Origin of the sequence: Falsiroseomonas sp., from assembly GCF_051859025.1 — a bacterium.
GTDB lineage: Bacteria > Pseudomonadota > Alphaproteobacteria > Acetobacterales > Acetobacteraceae > Falsiroseomonas.
Genome location: NZ_JBHYGL010000002.1, coordinates 69,528 through 89,362, shown reverse-complemented (window position 1 = coordinate 89,362; position 19,835 = coordinate 69,528). Strand labels below are relative to the sequence as shown.

At 70.7% G+C, this 19,835-nt stretch carries 19 protein-coding genes; 6 read left to right on the top strand and 13 right to left on the bottom strand.

Features of this window, described 5'->3' with window-relative positions; all coding sequences use genetic code 11:
- Window positions 1-75 precede the first annotated feature (75 nt).
- From mutM to dnaA, 4 genes are all read left to right on the top strand, one after another.
- Window positions 76-975: a bifunctional DNA-formamidopyrimidine glycosylase/DNA-(apurinic or apyrimidinic site) lyase gene (mutM, locus tag ACTIE5_RS05720; RefSeq protein ID WP_439548747.1), complete on the top strand. Its 900-nt coding sequence runs from the start codon at window positions 76-78 to the stop codon at window positions 973-975.
- A 75-nt stretch (window positions 976-1,050) separates the two neighbouring features.
- Window positions 1,051-1,827 carry an enoyl-CoA hydratase gene (locus tag ACTIE5_RS05715; protein WP_439548746.1) on the top strand — a complete coding sequence of 259 codons (777 nt, stop codon included), beginning with the start codon at window positions 1,051-1,053 and terminating at the stop codon, window positions 1,825-1,827.
- A 173-nt stretch (window positions 1,828-2,000) separates the two neighbouring features.
- The gene (rpsT, locus tag ACTIE5_RS05710) at window positions 2,001-2,279 is read left to right on the top strand and encodes a 30S ribosomal protein S20 (protein WP_439548745.1); all 279 of its coding nucleotides are present in this window, start codon (window positions 2,001-2,003) and stop codon (window positions 2,277-2,279) included.
- Window positions 2,280-2,622: 343 nt separating this feature from the next.
- Complete coding sequence (dnaA, locus tag ACTIE5_RS05705; RefSeq protein WP_439548744.1) at window positions 2,623-4,131, top strand: chromosomal replication initiator protein DnaA; 1,509 nt, start codon at window positions 2,623-2,625, stop codon at window positions 4,129-4,131.
- 86 nt (window positions 4,132-4,217) lie between these two features.
- Here the strand turns inward: dnaA and ACTIE5_RS05700 are convergent, their stop codons facing one another.
- The 13 genes from ACTIE5_RS05700 to ACTIE5_RS05640 all read right to left on the bottom strand — a co-directional run bounded on the left by ACTIE5_RS05700 (window position 4,218) and on the right by ACTIE5_RS05640 (window position 18,191).
- The gene (locus tag ACTIE5_RS05700) at window positions 4,218-5,228 is read right to left on the bottom strand and encodes a hypothetical protein (protein ID WP_439548743.1); all 1,011 of its coding nucleotides are present in this window, start codon (window positions 5,226-5,228) and stop codon (window positions 4,218-4,220) included.
- A 3-nt stretch (window positions 5,229-5,231) separates the two neighbouring features.
- Window positions 5,232-6,215, bottom strand: coding sequence for a hypothetical protein (locus ACTIE5_RS05695; protein WP_439548742.1), 984 nt, complete (start codon window positions 6,213-6,215; stop codon window positions 5,232-5,234).
- On the bottom strand, window positions 6,212-7,699 hold the full coding sequence (locus ACTIE5_RS05690) for an amidohydrolase family protein (protein WP_439548741.1): 1,488 nt from the start codon (window positions 7,697-7,699) through the stop codon (window positions 6,212-6,214). The genes ACTIE5_RS05695 and ACTIE5_RS05690 overlap by 4 nt, the downstream gene beginning before the upstream one ends.
- Complete coding sequence (locus tag ACTIE5_RS05685; RefSeq protein ID WP_439548740.1) at window positions 7,696-8,868, bottom strand: amidase; 1,173 nt, start codon at window positions 8,866-8,868, stop codon at window positions 7,696-7,698. The genes ACTIE5_RS05690 and ACTIE5_RS05685 overlap by 4 nt, the downstream gene beginning before the upstream one ends.
- Window positions 8,865-10,325, bottom strand: coding sequence for a 4-hydroxyphenylacetate 3-hydroxylase family protein (locus ACTIE5_RS05680; protein ID WP_439548739.1), 1,461 nt, complete (start codon window positions 10,323-10,325; stop codon window positions 8,865-8,867). The genes ACTIE5_RS05685 and ACTIE5_RS05680 overlap by 4 nt, the downstream gene beginning before the upstream one ends.
- Window positions 10,319-11,782, bottom strand: coding sequence for an NAD(P)-binding domain-containing protein (locus ACTIE5_RS05675; protein WP_439548738.1), 1,464 nt, complete (start codon window positions 11,780-11,782; stop codon window positions 10,319-10,321). The genes ACTIE5_RS05680 and ACTIE5_RS05675 overlap by 7 nt, the downstream gene beginning before the upstream one ends.
- A 141-nt stretch (window positions 11,783-11,923) precedes the next feature.
- A complete protein-coding gene (locus ACTIE5_RS05670; protein WP_439548737.1) occupies window positions 11,924-12,697 on the bottom strand; it encodes an ABC transporter substrate-binding protein in 774 nt (257 codons plus the stop codon).
- Window positions 12,698-12,711: 14 nt separating this feature from the next.
- Window positions 12,712-13,482, bottom strand: a complete 771-nt coding sequence (locus ACTIE5_RS05665) for an amino acid ABC transporter ATP-binding protein (RefSeq protein WP_439548736.1) — start codon at window positions 13,480-13,482, stop codon at window positions 12,712-12,714.
- Window positions 13,479-14,726, bottom strand: a complete 1,248-nt coding sequence (locus ACTIE5_RS05660; RefSeq protein ID WP_439548735.1) for an amidohydrolase family protein — start codon at window positions 14,724-14,726, stop codon at window positions 13,479-13,481. The genes ACTIE5_RS05665 and ACTIE5_RS05660 overlap by 4 nt, the downstream gene beginning before the upstream one ends.
- The gene (locus tag ACTIE5_RS05655) at window positions 14,723-15,376 is read right to left on the bottom strand and encodes an amino acid ABC transporter permease (RefSeq protein WP_439548734.1); all 654 of its coding nucleotides are present in this window, start codon (window positions 15,374-15,376) and stop codon (window positions 14,723-14,725) included. The genes ACTIE5_RS05660 and ACTIE5_RS05655 overlap by 4 nt, the downstream gene beginning before the upstream one ends.
- A 3-nt stretch (window positions 15,377-15,379) precedes the next feature.
- Window positions 15,380-16,249: a polysaccharide deacetylase gene (locus ACTIE5_RS05650; protein WP_439548733.1), complete on the bottom strand. Its 870-nt coding sequence runs from the start codon at window positions 16,247-16,249 to the stop codon at window positions 15,380-15,382.
- Entirely contained in the window at window positions 16,249-16,752 is a 504-nt protein-coding gene (locus ACTIE5_RS05645) for an ureidoglycolate lyase (RefSeq protein ID WP_439548732.1), read from the bottom strand. The genes ACTIE5_RS05650 and ACTIE5_RS05645 overlap by 1 nt, the downstream gene beginning before the upstream one ends.
- Window positions 16,749-18,191, bottom strand: coding sequence for an FAD/NAD(P)-binding protein (locus tag ACTIE5_RS05640; protein ID WP_439548731.1), 1,443 nt, complete (start codon window positions 18,189-18,191; stop codon window positions 16,749-16,751). Before ACTIE5_RS05640 ends, ACTIE5_RS05645 begins: the two co-directional genes overlap by 4 nt.
- Window positions 18,192-18,555: 364 nt before the next feature.
- Here ACTIE5_RS05640 and ACTIE5_RS05635 point away from each other — a divergent pair, with 364 nt between their 5' ends.
- Both ACTIE5_RS05635 and ACTIE5_RS05630 read left to right on the top strand, forming a co-directional pair.
- Window positions 18,556-19,095 (top strand): sigma-70 family RNA polymerase sigma factor, encoded by a 540-nt coding sequence (locus ACTIE5_RS05635; RefSeq protein WP_439548730.1) that lies wholly within the window; start codon window positions 18,556-18,558, stop codon window positions 19,093-19,095.
- The gene (locus tag ACTIE5_RS05630) at window positions 19,092-19,772 is read left to right on the top strand and encodes an anti-sigma factor (protein ID WP_439548729.1); all 681 of its coding nucleotides are present in this window, start codon (window positions 19,092-19,094) and stop codon (window positions 19,770-19,772) included. Before ACTIE5_RS05635 ends, ACTIE5_RS05630 begins: the two co-directional genes overlap by 4 nt.
- Window positions 19,773-19,835: the final 63 nt, after the last annotated feature.

Genomic DNA, 19,835 nt, shown 5'->3' with positions numbered 1-19,835 from the left:
ACCTTGCAACTTGCGCCAGCCCCCGGCAAGCAAGCGCCCCGCTTTGCCGCCTGACGGCGGCAGCCTGGAGAAAAAATGCCGGAATTGCCGGAGGTGGAGACGGTGATGAGGGGGCTGGCGGCCGTGTTGCAAGGCCGCCGGATCATCCGCGCCGAGACCACCCGCCCCGATCTGCGCTGGCCCTTCCCGCCCCGGCTGGGGGAGAGGCTGACCGGCGCTCGGGTGGTGGGGTTCCGGCGCCGGGGCAAGTACATGCTGGCCCGGCTGGACACGGCGGAGAGCCTGCTGATCCACCTCGGCATGTCCGGCCGCATGGTGGCCCGGCCGATGGAGGGCCCGCCCGTGCCCTGGATGGGCCCGACCGGCCGGTTCTCGGACGCCCGCGGCCATAACGGGCCACCGGAAGCCCATGAGCACCTGTTCATGGAGACGGATGACGGCACGCGGGTCGGCTTCGTGGACCCCCGCCGCTTCGGCTGCGTGGACCTGATGCCGACGGGGCAGGAGGACCGCCACAAGCTGCTGGACGGCATGGGGCCGGAGCCACTGGAGGCCGATTTCACCGCCGCCGCGCTTTCCGCCGCGCTGGCCGGCAAGAAGACGCCCATCAAGGCCGCGCTGCTGGACCAGGGCGTGGTGGCGGGCCTCGGCAACATCTATGTGGCGGAGGCGCTGTTCCGCGCCGGCATCTCCCCCCGCCGCCTGGCCCAAACCGTCGCCGGTGCCCGGGCGGCGAAGCTCGTGCCGGCCATCAAGGCCGTGCTGGAGGAGGCGATCGGCGCCGGCGGTTCATCGCTCCGCGACTACGTCCGGGCGGATGGCGAACTGGGCCGGTTCCAGGACCGGTTTGCCGTCTATGACCGGGAGGGCCAGCCCTGCCCGCTATGTCCCGGGCCGGATAGTGGCTGCGCGGGCGTGGCGCGCATCGTCCAGTCCGGCCGCAGCACCTTCTATTGCGGGAAGACGCAGCGGTAGCCCAGGCCGGGCACCGACGTTGAGGCACCGGCGGTCCTGCGCTACGCCTTGGAGCATCCAAGGGAGCGTCGCCGCATGGCCTACGAAATGATCCTGGTCGAGACCCAAGGCCGCGTCGGCGTCATCACGCTGAACCGGCCCCAGGCGCTGAACGCGCTTTGCGACCAGTTGATGACGGAACTGGGCGACGCGCTGCGCGGCTTCGATGCCGATCCCACGGTCGGCGCCATCGTCATCACAGGCAGCCCGAAAGCCTTCGCCGCGGGCGCCGACATCAAGGAAATGAAGGACCGGACCTACCCGGCCGTCTATTTCGACGACTTCATCGGCAAGCGGTGGGAAACGGTCCTCACCATCCAGAAGCCCGTCATCGCGGCCGTGGCCGGCTTCGCCCTCGGCGGGGGGTGTGAACTGGCGATGATGTGCGACCTGATCCTGGCCGCGGACAACGCCAAGTTCGGCCAGCCGGAGATCAACCTCGGCATCATCCCCGGCGCCGGTGGCACGCAGCGCCTGGTGCGGTCCATCGGCAAGTCCAAGGCGATGGAGATGGTGCTGACCGGCCGCATGATGGATGCCGCGGAGGCCGAGCGCGCCAACCTGGTCTGCCGCATCGTCCCGGTGGCCGACCTGGTCGCGGAAGCCGTGAAGATGGGGGAGAAGATGGCCAGCCTCTCCGCCCCCTCCGTCGCCATGGCGAAGGAAGCGATCAACGTGGCCTATGAGACGACGCTGCGCGAAGGCGTGCGTTTCGAACGGCGCCTGTTCCTCAGCCTGTTTTCGACGGAAGACCAGAAGGAAGGCATGTCCGCCTTCGCCGAGAAGCGGAAGCCGTCCTTCACGAACCGATAACCTGAACCGGGGCGGTCAGGACCGAAGCGTGACCGCCCTGTTGCCCCCCTCTTGCCCCCGCGTGACGTCCGTCCATTGACTCGGACAACGCCCGGGGGATAGAAACCGCGCCTTCGCCGATGGGTCCGCCCGGAGGCTCCCGAAACATCCCGACTGGTCAGATACAGCAACCCATGGCGAACACGGCCTCCGCGCGCAAGCGCATCCGTCAGACCGAGAAGCGCACGGAGCGCAACCGCGCCCGCAAGTCGCGGGTCCGGACCTTCCTCCGCAAGGTCGAGCTGGCGATTGCCGGCGGCGACAAGACGGCGGCGGCGACGGCCTTCCAGGCGGCGCAGCCCGAAATGCAGCGCGCGGCCGGCAAGGGCGTGTTCCACGCCAACACCGTTGCCCGCAAGCTGTCGCGCCTTTCCGCGCGCATCAAGGCCATCGGCGCTTCCGCCCAGGCCTGAGACCCGCCATGCCCGGCCGTTGACAGCAACGGCCGGCCAAAGCGGCGTCCCTTTTCCAGACCCGTGTAATCCAACCCGGCGGCGCGCATCACAGGCGCCGGCTGTCGGGCGATTATGCATGACTTCAATTTTGTGTTTCAAACTGAATACTTTCACCCTCATGATCATGACTTGGTCGGGGTGCAGTAATCATTTGCGTGGGCCAAGCGTGGCGCTGTAGCTTCCGGGAAGCAGGGTGCATCCCCCCGGAACGCGCACCACTGCCCCCATGGCGGGTCCTCCGCAGCACGCAGTTCACATCGACATTGCCCGTCAGGGCCCATGAGGTTGGCAGGTGCGTCCTATGGAGAATGCGGTCGGTCCGTCGTCTCCGCCCTCCCCCCCGGCCCAGCTGGCGGAGGTATGGGCGCGCATCCGCGGCCGGCTGCGTGAGGAAGTGGGCGAGGTCGAGTACCGCACCTGGCTCCGCCAGATGACCCTCTCCGCCATCCAGGGCGAAGAAGTGATCGTTCTCCTCCCGACCCGTTTCTTGCGCGACTGGGTTCGCGGGCATTACGGCGACCGCCTGCGCGCCCTGTGGCAGGCGGAAATCCCCGCCATCCGCCGCATCGACTTCCGCGTGACGCCGGAACCCCGTGCCGCCGAACCCGCGCCGGAAGCCGCCCCGGCCGCCATGGAGGCACCGCGCCAGCCGCCGCGCCCCGCGCCACCCCGCGCCGCCGAACCCGCCGAGGCACCCACCGGGCTGGCGGAGCCGCTCGGCCGCGCCGCGCCCGCCGCGGAGGTTCGCCCCAACGATCCGCGCAGCGACTGGACCGCGCCGCTCGACCCGCGCTTCACCTTCGACACCTTCGTCGTCGGCAAGCCCAACGAATTCGCCTATGCCTGCGCCCGCCGCGTGGCGGAAAAGCCGGCCAGCCCGGGCTTCAACCCGCTGTTCCTCTATGGCGGCGTCGGCCTGGGCAAGACCCACCTGATGCATGCCGCCGCCTGGGCGATCCGGGAGATCGGCGCCGCCGAAGGCCGCCCGCCACTCTCCGTCGCCTACATGTCGGCCGAGAAGTTCATGTACCGCTTCATCGCGGCGCTGCGGTCCCAGTCCACGATGGAATTCAAGGAAAGCCTGCGCAGCGTCGACGTGCTGCTGATCGACGACCTGCAATTCCTGATCGGCAAGGACAACACGCAGGAAGAATTCTTCCACACCTTCAACGCCCTGGTGGACGCCGGCAAGCAGATCATCGTGAGCGCGGACAAGTCGCCCTCCGACCTCTCCGGCATCGAGGATCGCCTCCGCACCCGTCTCGGCTGCGGCATGGTCGCCGACCTGCACGCCACCACCTACGAACTCCGCATCTCCATCCTGCAGGCCAAGGCACAGAGCCAGGGCGTGCCGGTGCCACCCAAGGTGATGGAATTCCTCGCCCACAAGATCACGTCCAACGTGCGTGAACTGGAAGGCGCGCTGAACCGCCTGATCGCCCATGCGAACCTGTTCGGCCGGCCCGTGACGCTGGAAGGCGCGCAGGAAGTGCTGCACGACATCCTCCGCGCCCATGACCGCCGCGTGACGATCGAGGAAATCCAGAAGCGCGTCGCGGAACACTACAACATCCGCCTGACCGACATGTCCTCCCCACGCCGCGCCCGCAACGTGGCCCGGCCGCGGCAGGTGGCGATGTACCTGGCCAAGCAGCTCACAAGCCGGTCCCTGCCGGAAATCGGCCGCCGCTTCGGCGGGCGGGACCACACCACGGTGATGCACGCGGTCAGCCGCGTGGCGGAACTCATGCAGGCGGACAGCGCCTTCGCGGAAGACGTGGAACTGCTGCGGCGGATGCTGGAGACGTAAGGCGTCCTCAGGGGCGCTGCGCCTGAAACCCCGGCAGGCTGACCGCCTGCGGCGGCAGCGTGAGGCAGGGGCCTCCTGCACCACCATCAATTGGCGCGCAGCGCCGCCAGTAGATCCTCCAGAAGCTCCGGCAGCGCGAGGGGTGTAGCGTCGCCACCGCCGCGGCCGAAATGGCCGGCGGCCTCGGCGGGCGTCCTGCCCAACCGCGACGCCAGGCGCGCCAGGGCATCCTGGCACTGCTCCCGCGTCGGCAGGGCGGTCAGGCGCAGCCCCTCCGGCAGCAGGTCATTGGCACCCACCAGCGGCAGCCTCTCCGCCCCCACCTGGCGCTGCGCGACGATGCCATGCGCGGCCCGCTGCCCCTTCGCCACCACGAAGCTGCGATGCGTGAGGCCCGGCGCCACCCAGCTGATCCGCCGCGTATAGACGCCGCCGAACCGCGCCAAGGCCTCCGCCACCACCCGCGCCATCTCGTTGTGCATCACCACATAGGCGCGCTTCTCCGAAGGCCCCCACTTCCACCGCGTGGCACTGACCCGCACGGCAGTATGGTCCGCCCGCCAGGGGGAGACCGCATTGCCCCGCTCCTCGAACAGGCCGGGATCGTCATAGAGCACGGCGGGCGAAACGCCGCCGGGATAGGCCAGCATGTGCTCATAGGGCACCAGGCCCAGCGGTTCGCTGATGACCGCGCGATGCACCATGATGCCATCGGGATGCAGCAGCGGCGCCAGGCTGAACAGCGCCTCGCTCTCCCCCTCCTCCCGCAACGCCAGCAGAGTCGGATCGGCCGGCGCCATCGGCACGAAGCCCGCGGCGATCAGCGCGGCATTGATGCGCTTGTGCTCGGTGGACAGGATGTAGGGCTTCGTTCGCGTACACGGCAGCAGCAGCAGCACGCGGCGCGGCACATCCGGCAGCGCGGGGCTGTAGTCCCGCCCGACGAAGTCGAACCACGCCCTGATCCGCGGCTGCGTGAGGCTGTCCACATTATCCTGCGGACAATACAGCGCCAGCGAGGGATCCAGCGTGAAGGGCGCGCGGAACTTCTGCGCGGATTCCCGCACGCGCGTGACGCGGTCATCGGTGGTGACCATCGATCAGGTTTCCAGGAGCGAAGCGGGGAACAGATCCTCCGGCGCCAGGTCGCGCTTCAGCAGACCCTCGTCGCGCATGTAGCGGATCAGCGTCGCGAAGACGTGGCGGTTGGCGGCGAAGCCGGTGGACCAGAAATCCGCGCCCAGGACGCGCTCCGTCTCCTCCAGTTGTTGCACCAGGAAGGGCAGACCGAAGGCGAGCGTCGCGCTGTCATGCAGCCGCAGCCGGGACTGGCGCTGCGATTCCGCGAAGGCATCATGCAGCGCCCGCGGCAGCCAGGGATTCGCCTCGGCGATAGGCTTCTTCACCGCCACCAGATGCATCGGCGGGAAGATGCCGCTGCGCTGGAAATACTCGATCTCCGCCGCCATCGGATCGGCGAACAACCGCCCCACCTTGTCCGGCGCACTGAAGAAACTGTCCGGTGCGCGGGCGGTGTAGATCGCGTCGATCTCGCCGCTCTCCAGCATCTCGGACAGCGACTTGTCCGTCACATGCTCGATCGTCACGCACGGCGGATAATCCTGCGGATGATCCTCCCCGGCACGAGGCGCGTTCAGCCCCGCATTCACATAGATCGGCGCGGCGACGGGCAGGTCGTAGTACTCGGCGAAGATGCCGCGCAGCCAGACCGCCGCCGCCATGTCCCACACCATCGCGCCAACGCGCCTGCCCGCGAGGTCCGCCGGCTTCGTCAGCCCCTTCGCCTTGTTCACATAGACGCAGGAGAAGCGGAAATGCCGTGATGGGAACACGGGAATGCCGACGTAATCCTGCGAGGGCCGGTCGAAATGCCGCAGCCAGGTAGCGACGGGGAATTCACAGCAATCGAATTGGTGGCTGGTCATCTGCAGGTTGAACAGCGGCTGCAACGGCATCACCGTTGTCTCCGCCGCGACGCCCGCGATGGCAACGCGGCCCTCCGCCAGCGCCCGGGCGCGGTCGCAATCGGAAACGCCGATGGTGAGGCGAAGCGGCGTGGTCATGCGGGGCGATCCTCCACGGGAATCTTGCGCGCGAAGGGCAGGGCCGCGCGTCCCTCCCGTTCGGCATAGGTCACGACATGCGGCTCCAGCCGCGCGGCCAGGGCGCGCGATGGCGCCAGGCGCTCCATCAGTTCCGCCAGCGCGTCGCGCGCGCGGTCGCGCAGCGTGGCGGCGGCCGGCGCCAGGCACCGCCCGTCCGCCACCACCTGCCGGCCGGCGACGAAGACTTCGCGGACGGCGCCGGCGACGTTGCAGGTCACGGCCTGGTTCGCCGCGTCATGCAGCGGCACGAAGGCGCGGTGGCCGAGATCCAGCAGCGCGAGATCCGCCGGCAGCCCCGGCGCGATCCGCCCGCCCTCGATCCCCAGCACCGCCGCGCTGCCCTCCGTGCCCATCCACAGCACATCCGCGGCCGCCAGCCACTCATCACGCGGCACGTCCCTCAGCCGCGACAGATGCGATGCCAGCCGCATCGCCTCCGCCATGTCCAGGCTGTCCGCGGAATTGCACCCATCCGTGCCGAGCCCGACCGTGACGCCCCGCGCCCGCATGGCGGCAATGGAGGCGACACCAGCGCCAAGCCGCATGTTGCTGGCCGGCATATGGGCGACGGTCGCGCCGTGCCGTGCCAGCAGGTCCAGCTCATCACTGCCGAGCCACACCGCATGCGCCGCCGTGAAATGCGGCCCCAGCAGGCCGAGGCGGGCGATGTGATGCACGGGCCCCGTGCCCCACAGCCGCCGCGCGATCAGCGCCTGCAACCGCGATTCCGCGACATGCATGTGCAGCCGCAGGCCACGGGATGCCGCGAGGTCCCGGCACCCCGTCACGAACTCATCCGTGCAGTGGTGCGGGATGGTCGGCGCCAGGGCGAAGGCGATGCCCGGCGGCGGCGTCACGGCGCCGAATGCGTCGCGCAGCGCGGCCAGGGTCTGCGCTGCCGGGGCCAGGCGAAACGCCGCCGCCTGCCCTCGCAGATCGTCCGGCAGCGTCTCCAGGAAGCCTGGCAGCACCTCGAACAACGCGCGGTCCGCCACCATCGGCGCCACCAACGCCCGCATCCCCGCCTCGGCATAGGCGCCAGCGACCGTCGCCAGCCCCTCGGCACTCGGCCGCGGGAATTCGAAGAACAGGTCGTAGCAGGCCGTGCAGCCGGCCTCGAGCATCTCCACCGCGCCCAGCAGGGTGGAAATCCGGATGATGTCGATCGACCGCTGCCCGCCCATCCAGGCGCCATTGGTCAGGGAGGATTCCAGCATCCACCGATCCGCCACCCCCTTCATGAGTGTGGCGTGGCCATGGGTATGCGCGTTCACCAGGCCCGGCAGCACCAGGCGATCCCGCGCATCGAAGCGGGGCACGCCCGCGGGCCCTTCGCCCGGCAACAGCAGCGCCGCGATCCGACCGCCCTGCAGCAGCAGGTCGCGCGGCGCCGCCGTGGCACCGTCCCAGACCAAGCCGCCAGTGACCAGCAGCGTCGTCACGACAGCGCGGGAGCCAGGGTTTCCGCCGCCGCGAGCAGCATCACGTCCTGGTAGGGCGCTGCCACCAGCGACAGGCCGAAGGGCACGCCATCCAGCGTGCCCGCCGGGATGTTCACCTGCGGCAGGCGGCAGAGGCTCGCGATGCAGGTCAGCGCCAGCGTGTTGTCGCGGAAGGCGAATTGCGCGGAGACGGGCGCGTTGCGCAGCGGCGGCAGGTCATGCGCCGTCGGGATCACCAGGATGCCGTCATGGCCCAGCAGCGCACGGATGTGTTCCGACAGCTTCTCCCGCCGCACCCAGGCCGCGGCGATATCGGCCGCCGGCACGGTGGAGGCCAGCGCGATGCGGTCCCGCACCGCGGGGCTGAGGCGCCGCCCCGGCGCCGTCGCCCAGCTGCCATGCGTCGCCCAGAGTTCGCCGAGTTGCAGCGGCTTGAAGGTCTCCAGCCAATAGCCGTGGCCCCATTCGCCATAGGCGTGCACGGCCTGCATCGGGCCGAGCTTCGCCGCGGCATCGCGCATCACATCGCCCAGCACCGGCCCGGGAATGGCGAAGGCGTCTTCCGCGAACAGCAGCCGCGGCGTGGTGGCGGGCGCGTCGCCGAAGAACAGCGAACCGACCTTCCGCAGCAGCGCCGCATCGCGCGCGAACCAGCCCACTGTGTCGATGCTCGGCGCCATCGGCATCAGCCCGGCGGTGGAGACGCGGCCATGCGAGGTGCGAATGCCGAAGACGCCGCAGAAGCTGGACGGCACCCGGACCGAACCGCCGGTATCCGTGCCGAAGGCGAAGTCACAGAACCCGCCGGCGACCGCGACGACGGAGCCGGAGGAGGAACCGCCCGGCACGCGGTCCGGCGCCACCGGGTTGATCGGCGCGCCATAATGCGGGTTCTCCCCGAACAGCCCGCAGGCGATCTCATCGGTATGGGTCTTGCCGATCATGGTCGCACCGGCGGCGAGTGCCGGCAGCAGCGCGCTGGCCGTGGTGGCGGAAGGCGGTGTCTGTTCCACCCGGTCCGGGTTGCCCCAGCCGCTGATGGTGCCGGCCACGTCGAACAGGTCCTTCACCGCGAAGGTGAGGCCCGCAAGCGGCCCTTCCGCCGCGCCTTCCACCCGCACATCGCCATGCCCGACGAAGGCGGAGGCCCTGATCTCGGCGGGCGTCATTCCGCCGCCGCCTTCGCATCCGGGCGATCGAGCCCGTAGCTGTCCATGAAGCCCTGCACCATGGCCTTGGGTCCTGTCCAATCGTGGAAGCGGTAGGAATTGCCGCGGATGGCGAATTGCGGACCAGAGTAGAACATTTCGTATTGCAGGTGTCGCGATCCGAACTCCGATCCGATCGCATCCCAGGCGAGTTTCATCAGCTTCACCCGCTCCTCGCTGCCCGCCACCGGGGAACGCTGGCTGGCCTGGATCATGTGCTCGATCTCGCCGCCGTCGAAATCCGCGGCCGAGGAGGGCAGCATCACCAGCCCGCCGCCCGACAGCCCGCGGATCGCGTCGATGAATTCGGGGTAGGTCGTCTGTGCGATCACCTGCGCGGAAGCCAGCAGCCTGCGGTCGGGCACGAAGGTGCCAAAGAAATCCTCGCCCTGCGATTCCATGGCGATGACCAGCGCCTCGATGCTGCTCGCCTTGGCGGCCAGCAGGCCCAGCGTCTCCCGCGTCTGGGGGAAGCCCAGGATGCCGTTGGTTTCCGCGATGCGGTGCGCGAGGCCAAGCAGGAAGCGCAGCTTGACCGAAAGCCGCACGATGCACTGGTGGTTCTGCATCACATGCGCCCGTGTCTCATGCCACTGCGCCTGCATCATGCGGAGGTCGCGGTGCACGAAGACGCGGTCCCAGGGGATCTTCACATCGTCGAAGAAGACGAGGGCATCATTCTCATCGAAGCGGGACGACAGCGGATAGTCGAAGACGGAACTCGCCGCGGCTTCGTAGCTGCGCCGCGATGCCAGCTTCAGGCCCTTCGTCGCCAGCGGCGTGACGGCGGTGAAGGCGTAGGGCTCATCCCCCGGCATCAGGGCGACGATGCCGGAGACCATGATCTCATTCGCCATCACGCCGGCCGTCGCCAGCATCTTGGCGCCGCGGATGGTGATGCCGCCGGTGTCCTCATCCACGATGCGGGCGACAAGGTCCCCGCCCGGCTGGTCGCGCGCCTGCTTCGACTTGTCCGCCTGCGGGTTGATGATGACGTAGGCGAGCCAGTGGTCGGCGCGGCGTGCCTGGTCGAAATAGCCCGCCAGCGCCGCCCTGCCCCGCGCGTCATAGGCGTGCAGCCCCGCCATGAAGCCCACAAAAGTGGAGGCGACGTGGTCCGGGCTTCGCCCCATCATCCCGCAGCTCCGCGCCGCGATCCGTTCCATCGCGCGACGACGACGCACCAGATCGCCATGGTTGCGCGGCAGCATCCAGGCCAGGCCCGTGCGCGTGCCATCGCCGAGGTCGAAGGTCATGCCCTCCGGGTCCTCGGCCTGCAGGTCATAGAGCGAGGCCGCGGAGGCGACGGCGACGGCGAAGGCGGGGTCCGTCGTGACATCCGCGACGCGCCGCCCGTCGATGAAGATGCTGCGCGCATCGCGCAGGCTGCGCAGGTGGGTCGCACCGTCCTTCACCATGGCCGTGTCCCTTCGGATGCAAGCCGCAGATCGGTCAATTCGCGTTCGTCATAGGCGACCAGCGCCGCGTGGTCGGCCTCCGCCTGGTCCAGGAACAGGTCGCGCGTGATGCCGCGCGCGATGCGATCCACGCTGGGCCGCAGCGTGGAGATGCCGCCCGATGACGCCGTGCTGACCATGGCGGCGAAGGAGGAGGAGCGGAGCCGACTGAGCCATGGCGCCTGGCCCGCCACACGCTCCGTGAAGGCGAAATCGCCGGTGAGGTAGGGGAAGGCGCCGAGCGCGGCATCCTCATCCCCCACCGGCGGCGCGTAGCGGTCCCGCCAGCGCGCGATGAACGGCGCGGCGGCGGTGAGTTCCGGCCGTAAAGCGGGCTCCACCACCAGCCCGGTGCCGACGATGAGGAAATCCGCGGCGATGGTGCCATGGGGCGTGTTGATGGCGATCGCGTCGCCCTCCATGCGCAGCGTCCGCACCGGCGCGCCGAGGTGCAGATGGAACGCCGCATGCGCGGCACAGCGGGAGAATGTCTCCTGCGGTGGCGGCTGGTTCATGCCGAAGATGGTCCGCATGAAGCGCCATTTCTGCGCATCCGGCAGGTCGGCGAAATGGTGGAGAAAACCGAAAAACTCCATCCAGCGATAGGGATTGACCGCCGGCAGCGCCGCCCTGCGCGCCAGCAGATCCACGCGCGCCGCCCCGTGTTCCAGCGCCATCGCTGCATTGTCGAAGGCCGAGGCCCCCGCACCCAGCACCGCCACCCGCCGCCCCGCCAGCGCCGCGAAATCGATGGGCTGCGCGGTATGGGCATGGCGATCCGCCGGCAGGGATCGCGTGACGATATCCGGCACCCGCCATTCGCCCGCGCCATCCACCCCCGTCGCCAGCACCACATGCCGCGCCAGCCAGCGCGCTCGCGTGCCGTCCTCGCGCTCCGCCATCACCGACAGAAGATCATCGGCTTCGGGCGCCACCGCGCTGACCCGCCACCCCGGCGTCACCGGCAGTTCCAGCACGCCCTGCAGCCAGTCGAGATAGGCCTGCCAGGTCGCGCGCGGGATTTTCGTGAGCGCCGCCCAGGCGGGCTCGCCGTAGCGCGCCTCGAACCAGGCGCGGACGGAGAGCGATGGGATCCCGAGTTCAGGCCCCGTCACATGCTTCGGCGTGCGCAGCGTGTGCATCCGGGCGAAGCGCAGCCAGATGCCGGCGGGGGCGCCGGCGTCGAGCACCTCGGTCTTCGTCACGCGAGCGCGCCGCAGCGCGAAGGACAGCGCCAGGCCGCATTGCCCGCCGCCCACCACCACCGCATCGCGCACATCGTCGCCACGCGGCCGCACCCAGTCCCGCGCGGGATAGGCCAGCGTCGAAAGCTCCCACGCCACGCGCTCCGCCAGCAGCGAGAGCCGCGCCCCGGCATCCGCCAGCGGCATCAGGTGATGGGAGGGCAGCGCATCCATGGCCTGCGGGTCAGCTCCTGGCGACGGGCGCGCGGCAAGACACCCCCTTCGGGACACCGCCGCGCCATGTCGCCCAGGCCCGATCATCCGGCTCACCAGGGCAGACCCAGACTATCACGACTGCGACGCGCTCCGGAAGCATCAGCCGGCCTGGCCGAACCACTTCTGGTCCAGCCCCGGCAGGAAGCCATCCGCCTGCATGGCCGCCAGGTGCCGGTTGATCTCCGCCATCAGCGCCACATCCGGATGCCGCGTATTGATGCCGACATCGCGCGCATCCCAGACCGGGGAGACGCCGAGCCGCACGCGGGTGTTGCGCGCGATGTTCCAGCGCAGCACGGGCTGGGTGTTCACCACCGCCTCCACCCGCCCCACCACCAGATCCTGCAGCGCCAGCGGGAATTCGTTGTAGACGCGGATCTCCCTGACGCGGCTGGCGTGGTGCTGGCGGACGAACTGCTCGCCCGACGTGCCGACCTGCACGCCGACGATGCGCCCCGCCAGATCCTCCGGCCGGTCGATTGCCAGCCCCGGGCGATACCCGGCCGCGATGCCGGTCTTGTAGTAGGGGGTGGAGAAGGCGATGCGCTCCGCCCGTTCCGGCGTCCACGCCATCGCCGTGATCAGGCAATCCACGCGGCCGGAGGTGAGGCCCGCGATCAGCCCGGCGAAGGCGATCACCTGCCACTGGATGCGCAAGCCCATGCGCCGGCCGAGTTCCTCGCCGAGGTCCACGTCATAGCCCGTGAGGCGCCCATTCTCCATGAATTCGAAGGGCGGGAAGGCGCCGCCATTGCCGACCACAAGCACCCCCGCGGCGCGCGCCTTGGCGAGCGTGTCACCCTCCTGCGCCAGCACCGGCGTCGCGAGGGTTGTTGCCAGCAGCGTGCGGCGGGTCAGGCGGAAGCGGTCCATGGTTTGTGTTCCTGTCATGCGTCGATGGCATCGGCGCGCAGGACGCGGCCGAGGAATTCACGCGTCCGCGCTTCCCGCGGGCGGCCCAGCACATCGGCGGGCGGGCCCTGTTCCACGACCAGCCCGCCATCCATGAAGATGACGCGGTCCGCCGCTTCGCGGGCGAAGCCCATCTCATGCGTCACGACGAGCATGGTCATCCCGTCCTCCGCCAGGCCGCGCATCACGGCCAGGACCTCGCCGACCAGTTCGGGATCGAGGGCGGAGGTCACCTCGTCGAACAGCATGACCTCCGGCTGCATGGCCAGCGCGCGCGCGATGGCGACGCGCTGCTGCTGCCCGCCCGACAGATCGGCGGGATAGGCATCCGCCTTGTGCGCCAGGCCGACGCGCGCCAGCAGCGCCCGGGCCTCCGCCTCCACCGCCGGCCGTGGCCGCTTCAGCACCTGCACGGGCGCCTCCATGATGTTGGCCAGCGCCGTCATGTGCGGGAACAGGTTGAATTGCTGGAAGACGATGCCGATGCGCCGGCGCGCGAAGGTCATGTCCCGTTCGGGGATACGGGCGCCACCGCGGCCCCAGCCGATATACTGGCCGGCGACCACCACCTCCCCGCTCTCGAAGGGCTCCAGCCCGTTCAGGCATTGCAGCAGCGTCGATTTCCCGCTGCCGGAGGGGCCGATGACGCAGACCGTCTCCCCCTTCGCCACGGTCAGGTCCACGCCGCGCAGCACTGGCGTGGCGCCATAGGATTTGTGCAGGTTGCGGACGGCAATCGCGGTCATGGCAGCGCCGCCAGCGCGGGCGGCAGCAGCGCGCCGTCACGCATCAGGAAGGCGCCATCCCGCAGCACATGCTTCAGGTCGCGCGGCCGCGCCGCCAGCAGCAGCCGCGCCGCGATCTCATCGGGCCGGGCGCCAGCGAAGGCGGCGGCGCGGAGGTCGAAGGCGATCACATCCGCCCGCGCGCCAGGCACCAGCGCATGGCCGCCGGTCGCCATCGCCAGGGTCTGCGCCGGCGTCGGCCATTCCGCGTCGGGCCGGCCCGCGCGGGGCAGCAGCATGGCGAATTTCGCGGCTTCCAGCATGTCCTGCGTGTCGTTGCTGCCGGGGCCGTCCGATCCCACGCGCATCTTCACGCCGCGCGCTAGCCCGCGCGCCACGGGCGCGATCCCGCTGCCGAGGCGCAGATTGGCCAGCGGGTTGTGCACCATCGTCGTGCCACGCGCCGCCATCCGGTCCAGTTCGGCGTCCCCCAGATGGACGCAATGCGCGTATTCCACCTGGGCACCCGCCAGGCCGAGGCGTTCCAGCCAGGCCACGGGATCATCGCCGCCCGCCCGCGCGCGACAATCCACCGCATCCTTCGCCGTCTCGCAGAGATGGAGGTGCACGAAGGCACCGTATCGCTCCGCCAGCCCCGCCACACCCCGCAGCAATTCGTCGCTGCAGCGCTGCGGCGCCGAAGGCCCGAGCCCCACCATCGCGCCCGGCGGCGGATCGCGCAGCAGCGCCGCCGCCACCGCCAGTGCTTCCGCCGTGCTCGGCGGCGTGAAGCTGGCGGAGGGCGAGGGCAGGTCGCGCAGCATCATCGCCACCCGCGCGCGGATGCCGCCTTCCGCCCAGGCAGCGGCCGCCGCGGCCACGCTTTCCACGCTCGGCGGGATCTGGCGGAAATGGTCCGTCACCTGCACCGCGCCACCGCGGATCGCCTCAGCGCAGCTGATCAGGATGGCCTGGCGGATGCGCGAAGCGGGCAGCGCATCCTGGCCATCGGCGTATTCCACCGCGAGCCAGTCATCCAGCCGCGCCATCGGCGCCCGCCCGCGTGCGAGGGCTTCGGGCGAATGGGTATGGGCGTTGACGAAGGCCGGCAGCATCAGCAGGTGCGATGCCTCCACCACCGACGCGCCATCAACCGGCCCCTCGGCCACGACGCCGTCGCGCAGCAGCAGGTCCGCGCCGGCCACCGGCGCCCAGTCATCGCCGCCGCGCAGCAGCGTGGCGCCCCGGAACAGCACCGCGCTCATGCCACCCTCCAGCGGGATTCCAGCCGCGCCACCAGCCAGACCAGCGGCAGGGTCATCATCAGGTACATCAGCGCCACGCCCGCGAAGGGGCTGAAGGTATTGGCCTGCCAGGTCATGATGTCCGTCCCCGCCCGCAGCAGATCCGGGATGGCGATGACGCTGACCAGCGCCGTGTTCTTCAGCAGCGTGATCGCCTCATTCCCGATCGGCGGCAGCACGCGCCGCAGCGCCTGCGGCAGCACGATCCGCCGCATCGCCAGCGGCCATCCCATGCCGAGCGAGCGCGCCGCGCGCATCTGCCCGCGATCGATGGATTGGATGCCGGCCCGCACGATCTCCGTCACATAGGCACCGTTGGTCAGCGACAGCGCCAGGATCGCGACGGTCTTCGCCTCCATCAGCAGGCCGAGCGAGGGCAGCCCGTAGTAGAAGAACAGCATCGTCACCAGCAGCGGCACGCCGCGCAACAGCGTCACGCAGAACAGCGCGAGCGCGTTCAACGGCGCGATGCCGGAAACCCGCGCGAGCCCGCCCATCAGCCCCAGCACCAGCCCGCCGCAGATCGAGACGATGGCCAGTTCCGCCGTCGTCGCCGCGCCGCGCGCCAGCGCGGGCAGACTCTGCACGAACAGGGCCCATTCGAAATCCATGCCTCACACCACCGTCGCGGCGTGGCGCGCGATGTCGCCGGGCCGGCAGAGCCACACCTCCTCCCGCGCCTGCGCGATATGCGCGAAGGCGCGGCGGAGGTGCTTCAGCCGGAAGGCATGGCCCACCAGGAAGGGATGCAGCGACAGGTTGAAGGTCAGCGGCCATCTTTTCGAGAGTCGCCGCTGCTCCTCGAACTGGTCGATCAGGGCATCGGCCCAGGCGGCGGGGGGCCATTTGGCGGCATGCAGGATGGGGATGTCATTCGTCGGCCGCGAATACGGCACGGTGATGAGCGAACGCCCACCCCGCGTCGCCAGCCGCGTCGGCTGGTCGTCATGCGTCCAGTCCATCACATAGTCGAAGCCCTGCTCCGCCAGCAGGTCCGGCGTCACATGCGTCTCCGCCACCCAGGGGCCCATCCAGCCGCGGGGCGCCGCGCCTTCCTCCGCCGCGATGCGCGCGCGACATTCGGCGATCATCGCGCGCTCCGTCGCCTCATCCATGTCGCATTGCCGCTCGGCATTGGTGCGGCCATGGCCCACCACCTCATCGCCCCGCGCGCGGAAGGCCTTGGCGACGGGTGGGCATGAATCGTAGATGGCGGTGTTCATCAGCGCCGCGGCGGGCAGCGCGTATTCGTCCAGCGAATCAAGCAGGTTCCAGACGCCGACGCGGTTGCCCCAATCACGAAAACCGTAGTTCTGCACATCGGGTTCCGGCAGCGGGTTCACCAGCGGGATGCCCATGCCCTCCGCGAAGGGAAAGGCTTCGAGGTTCACCGCGATGAACACCGCCAGGCGCCGGCCCCCCGGCCAGTCCCAGGCCGGCCGTTGCGCGATGGCGGAATAGGCGTAGCGCCCGTGGTCGCGCATCACGGCGTGATCGCGAAGGCAACGCCGAATTCGGCATCGAGGCGCACGGTGTGGTGGTCCACCTCATTGGTGTCCGCCAGTTCCAGGTTGAGGAAATCCTGGGTCTCAGCCTCGAAGAACGGCCCCGCATGCCAGGTGCCGCGATGCAGGGCCAGCGCCTTGTCGCCGGGGATGCGGAACACGCGGATCGCGGCCGGGTCGGGCTTCGCATCGGGCAGGTCGGGATCGCCCGCCGGCGCGAGGCCGATGAACCACTCCCCGCCCATCGTCGCGGCCAGGCATTGCGTCACGCGCGTGTGGCGCGTGATGCCCCGCACCAGCATCGGGCGCTTCACCAGCCGCATGATGTAGAGCCGCGGCGTGCCGCGACCCAGTTCCAGCCGCGCATCGGCGGGGCCGAAGGGCGTGCCGTCCTCCCCCGGCTCCACCAGCGTGCCGAAGGACGCCAGGGCTTCCGCGGTCGCCGCTTCCGGCACCAGGGCGATGATGCGGGTGTCGCTCATGCGGCTACGGTCTCCGGGAGATTGAACGGGGCGAGCTCGGCGTGGTCGCCGCCCAGGAACCAGGCCCAGTCGCTTTCCTGCTGGTCCAGGAACAGCCGGCGCTTGACGCCTTCCACCAGCCGCGGCGCCACGTATTTCATGGCGCTGATCGAAGCCGCGACCGGCCCCAGGCTGAGCGAGGCGTTGTTGGTGATGGTGAAGACGCGGCCGAGCCACGGCGCCGCCCCCGGCAGCCTTTCCGTGAAGCCGCCGAAGCGGTCGAGGTAGGGCTGCCGCCCGAGCCTGGCATCCGCCTGTTCCGCCGGCGGCGTGAAGCGGTCCCGCCACAGCGCGGCATGCGGCAGCAGCGCGGCGTATTCGGATCTCAGCGTCATGTCGGCCGTGAAGCCGGTGGCGACGACCAGCCGGTCGAAGACCAGGCGCTTGCCATTGCCTTCCACGATGATCTCGCCGCCCGTCCAGCGCAGCTGGTCCCAGGGCATGCCGGTGCGCAGCCGGAAGCCGGGCTGGGCCATCGCGGCATCGAAGGTGGGCTGCGGCGGCGGCTGGCCGATCTGGCGCAGCCGGGTCGCATAGGCCCATTTCGCGGCATCGGGCAGGTCCACGTAGTGGGCCAGGTGCCCGGCGCTTTCCATCCAGCGCCGCGGATTGTCGCGCGGCAATTCGGGCCGCCGCACGCAGACCTCCGCGCGCGTCGCGCCAGCCTGCAGCGCCGCGATGGCGACATCGAAGGCCGTCGCCCCCGCACCCAGCACGCCCACCCGTTCACCGGCGAAGGCGCCGAGGTCCAGGATGTCATTCGCATGCACCACGCGGCCGGGCGGCAGGGCGCGGGCGATGGCATCGGGGATGGCGTAGCCGCCGGCCCCGCCGGTGCCGGTCGCCATCACCACGCTGCGGGCGTGGCGCAGCAGCGGGCCATCCGGCGTTTCGAACAGCAGGCCGATCAGCGTGCCATCGGCCGTCGGCTGCATCTCCCGCAGCCGCCAGCCATTGCGCACCGGCAGGTCCAGCACGCGGCGGAACCAGGTGAGGTAGGCGGCCCAGGCGGTGCGGGGGATGCGGTACATCGCTTCCCACGCGGCCTCCCCGTGCTGGGCTTCCCACCAGGCGCGGAAGGTCAGGGATGGCAGGCCGCATTCCGGGCCGGCCAGATCCTTCGGCGTGCGCAGCATCTGCATCCGCGCGAAGTTCATCCAGGGGCCTTCCAGCCCCGCCCGCGCCGCGTCGAAGACGGCGATGCGCGTCACGCATTCGCGCTTGAGCAGGCCGGCCAGCGCCAGGCCGTACTGGCCGCCGCCGATGATGGCGCAGTCCAGCGCCTCCGCCCCATCGGGCGCGACCAGGGGCGCCACCCAGGGGGCGGTCGGGAAGGCGGTCTGGGCAAGCTCGCGCGCCACCAGGCGCTCCAGCGCGGGCAGGCCTTGCGGGAAGGTCATGGCAACTCCGCCAGGGTTCCGGTTCGGGGATGATCGGGGTGCGGGACACCCACCGCGCGTCCCGGGGCGGGACGCGACGGCCACGGGATCACGCCGTTGGTCGCCACCGGCCGCGTGCCCGGGCCAGCCCATGGGCGCGCGCCGGCCTGCCGGGGCGCCTGGGGCGGCCGGCGGCGGGGCGGGCGGGAAGGGGCGGCCAGGATGGCATGGCACCCGCCTCGCAAGGGCCGTGCCAGCCTCGCGGATGGCCTTTCGCCGCCACCGCCGCCCCGCGATGGCCGCGCTTTCGGCAGGCCTGCCCGATCCGCAGGCATCGGATGCCCCCGTTGCACCCTGGTGGGCGCCGTGGGCATCCTCCGCCCGCATGGACGCCGCGACTGACCTTTCCCCGCTGCTGTCAGCCGTCGCCGGGGGCGACCGCCAGGCCCTGCGGGCCGTCTATGAACGCCAGGCGACGCGACTGTTCGGCGTGGCCAATGCCATCCTGCGGGACCGGCACGCCGCGGCGGATGCGCTGCAGGACGCCTTCCTGAAGATCGCCCGCCGCGCCGACCAGTTCGACCCCAGCCGCGGCAGCGCGGAGGCCTGGCTGGCCGCCATCGTCCGCTACGCCGCCCTCGACCTCGCCCGCGCCAGGGGGCGGGAGATCCCGACCGATGACCCGACGCTGGGCGATACCCCCGTCGAATCCGATGCCCTCGACCGCATCGCGGCAGAGGCCGAGGGCGCCCGCCTGCGCGAATGCCTGTCGGGGCTGGAGGAACGGAACCGCCGCGGCATCGTCCTGGCCTTCGTGCATGGCCTGTCCCACGCCCAGATCGCGGCGCGGCTCGACCTGCCGCTCGGTACCGTGAAGGCCTGGATCAGGCGAGGACTCCTCAGGCTGCGGGAGTGCCTGGCATGATGACTCCCGAGGAACGGGACGCGCTGGCCGCCGAATACGTGCTCGGCACGCTGGAGGCGCGGGAAGCCGCGGCCGTCGCCGCCGCGCTGCCCCTCGATGCCGCGCTGGCGGAGGCCGTGGCGGCGTGGGAGGCGAAGCTCGGCCCCCTCGCCACCCTGGCGCCGCCGGAGGCCCCGCCCCCCGATCTGTGGCGCCGGATCGAGGCCGCGCTGGACCCGGCGCGCGCCCCCGCAGCGCCCTGGTGGCGCAGGCTGCTCGACCCCTGGCGCGTGGGTGCCATCGGCGCCACGGCCGTCGCTGCCGGCCTCGCGGCCTTCATGGTCCTGCGTCCGGCGCCGGAGCCGCGCCTGATGACCGTGCTGCTGACCGATCGCGAACAGCCGGCCTGGCTGGTGGAGGCCGATCGCGCCGGCATCCGCCTGGCCTCCCTCAACACGCGCCCGGCGCCGCCGGACCGGGTGCTGGAATTGTGGGCGCTGCCGCAGGGCGCGACGGCGCCGACCTCGCTCGGCCTGATCCCGGCCGATGGGCGCATCACCGTCAGCCCGGCCAGGATCCGCCCGAGCCCGGGGATGCTGATCGAGATCACGCTGGAACCGCCGGGGGGCTCCCCCATCGGCCGCCCGACCGGGCCGATCCAATTCATCGGCCGCCTGGCGCCGGCCACGGGTTCGTGATCGCGATTATTCCGTAGCGGCTGCGTCCAGCGGCATCCGCCCTCCGTAACGCCGGCAGCGAGG

Coding starts and splice junctions, on each gene's coding strand:
- mutM (WP_439548747.1), top strand. CDS start 76: ATGCCGGAATTGCCGGAGGTGGAGACGGTGATGAGGGGGCTGGCGGCC.
- ACTIE5_RS05715 (WP_439548746.1), top strand. CDS start 1,051: ATGGCCTACGAAATGATCCTGGTCGAGACCCAAGGCCGCGTCGGCGTC.
- rpsT (WP_439548745.1), top strand. CDS start 2,001: ATGGCGAACACGGCCTCCGCGCGCAAGCGCATCCGTCAGACCGAGAAG.
- dnaA (WP_439548744.1), top strand. CDS start 2,623: ATGGAGAATGCGGTCGGTCCGTCGTCTCCGCCCTCCCCCCCGGCCCAG.
- ACTIE5_RS05700 (WP_439548743.1), bottom strand. CDS start 5,228: ATGGTCACCACCGATGACCGCGTCACGCGCGTGCGGGAATCCGCGCAG.
- ACTIE5_RS05695 (WP_439548742.1), bottom strand. CDS start 6,215: ATGACCACGCCGCTTCGCCTCACCATCGGCGTTTCCGATTGCGACCGC.
- ACTIE5_RS05685 (WP_439548740.1), bottom strand. CDS start 8,868: ATGACGCCCGCCGAGATCAGGGCCTCCGCCTTCGTCGGGCATGGCGAT.
- ACTIE5_RS05680 (WP_439548739.1), bottom strand. CDS start 10,325: ATGGTGAAGGACGGTGCGACCCACCTGCGCAGCCTGCGCGATGCGCGC.
- ACTIE5_RS05675 (WP_439548738.1), bottom strand. CDS start 11,782: ATGGATGCGCTGCCCTCCCATCACCTGATGCCGCTGGCGGATGCCGGG.
- ACTIE5_RS05670 (WP_439548737.1), bottom strand. CDS start 12,697: ATGGACCGCTTCCGCCTGACCCGCCGCACGCTGCTGGCAACAACCCTC.
- ACTIE5_RS05665 (WP_439548736.1), bottom strand. CDS start 13,482: ATGACCGCGATTGCCGTCCGCAACCTGCACAAATCCTATGGCGCCACG.
- ACTIE5_RS05660 (WP_439548735.1), bottom strand. CDS start 14,726: ATGAGCGCGGTGCTGTTCCGGGGCGCCACGCTGCTGCGCGGCGGCGAT.
- ACTIE5_RS05655 (WP_439548734.1), bottom strand. CDS start 15,376: ATGGATTTCGAATGGGCCCTGTTCGTGCAGAGTCTGCCCGCGCTGGCG.
- ACTIE5_RS05650 (WP_439548733.1), bottom strand. CDS start 16,249: ATGCGCGACCACGGGCGCTACGCCTATTCCGCCATCGCGCAACGGCCG.
- ACTIE5_RS05645 (WP_439548732.1), bottom strand. CDS start 16,752: ATGAGCGACACCCGCATCATCGCCCTGGTGCCGGAAGCGGCGACCGCG.
- ACTIE5_RS05640 (WP_439548731.1), bottom strand. CDS start 18,191: ATGACCTTCCCGCAAGGCCTGCCCGCGCTGGAGCGCCTGGTGGCGCGC.
- ACTIE5_RS05635 (WP_439548730.1), top strand. CDS start 18,556: ATGGACGCCGCGACTGACCTTTCCCCGCTGCTGTCAGCCGTCGCCGGG.
- ACTIE5_RS05630 (WP_439548729.1), top strand. CDS start 19,092: ATGATGACTCCCGAGGAACGGGACGCGCTGGCCGCCGAATACGTGCTC.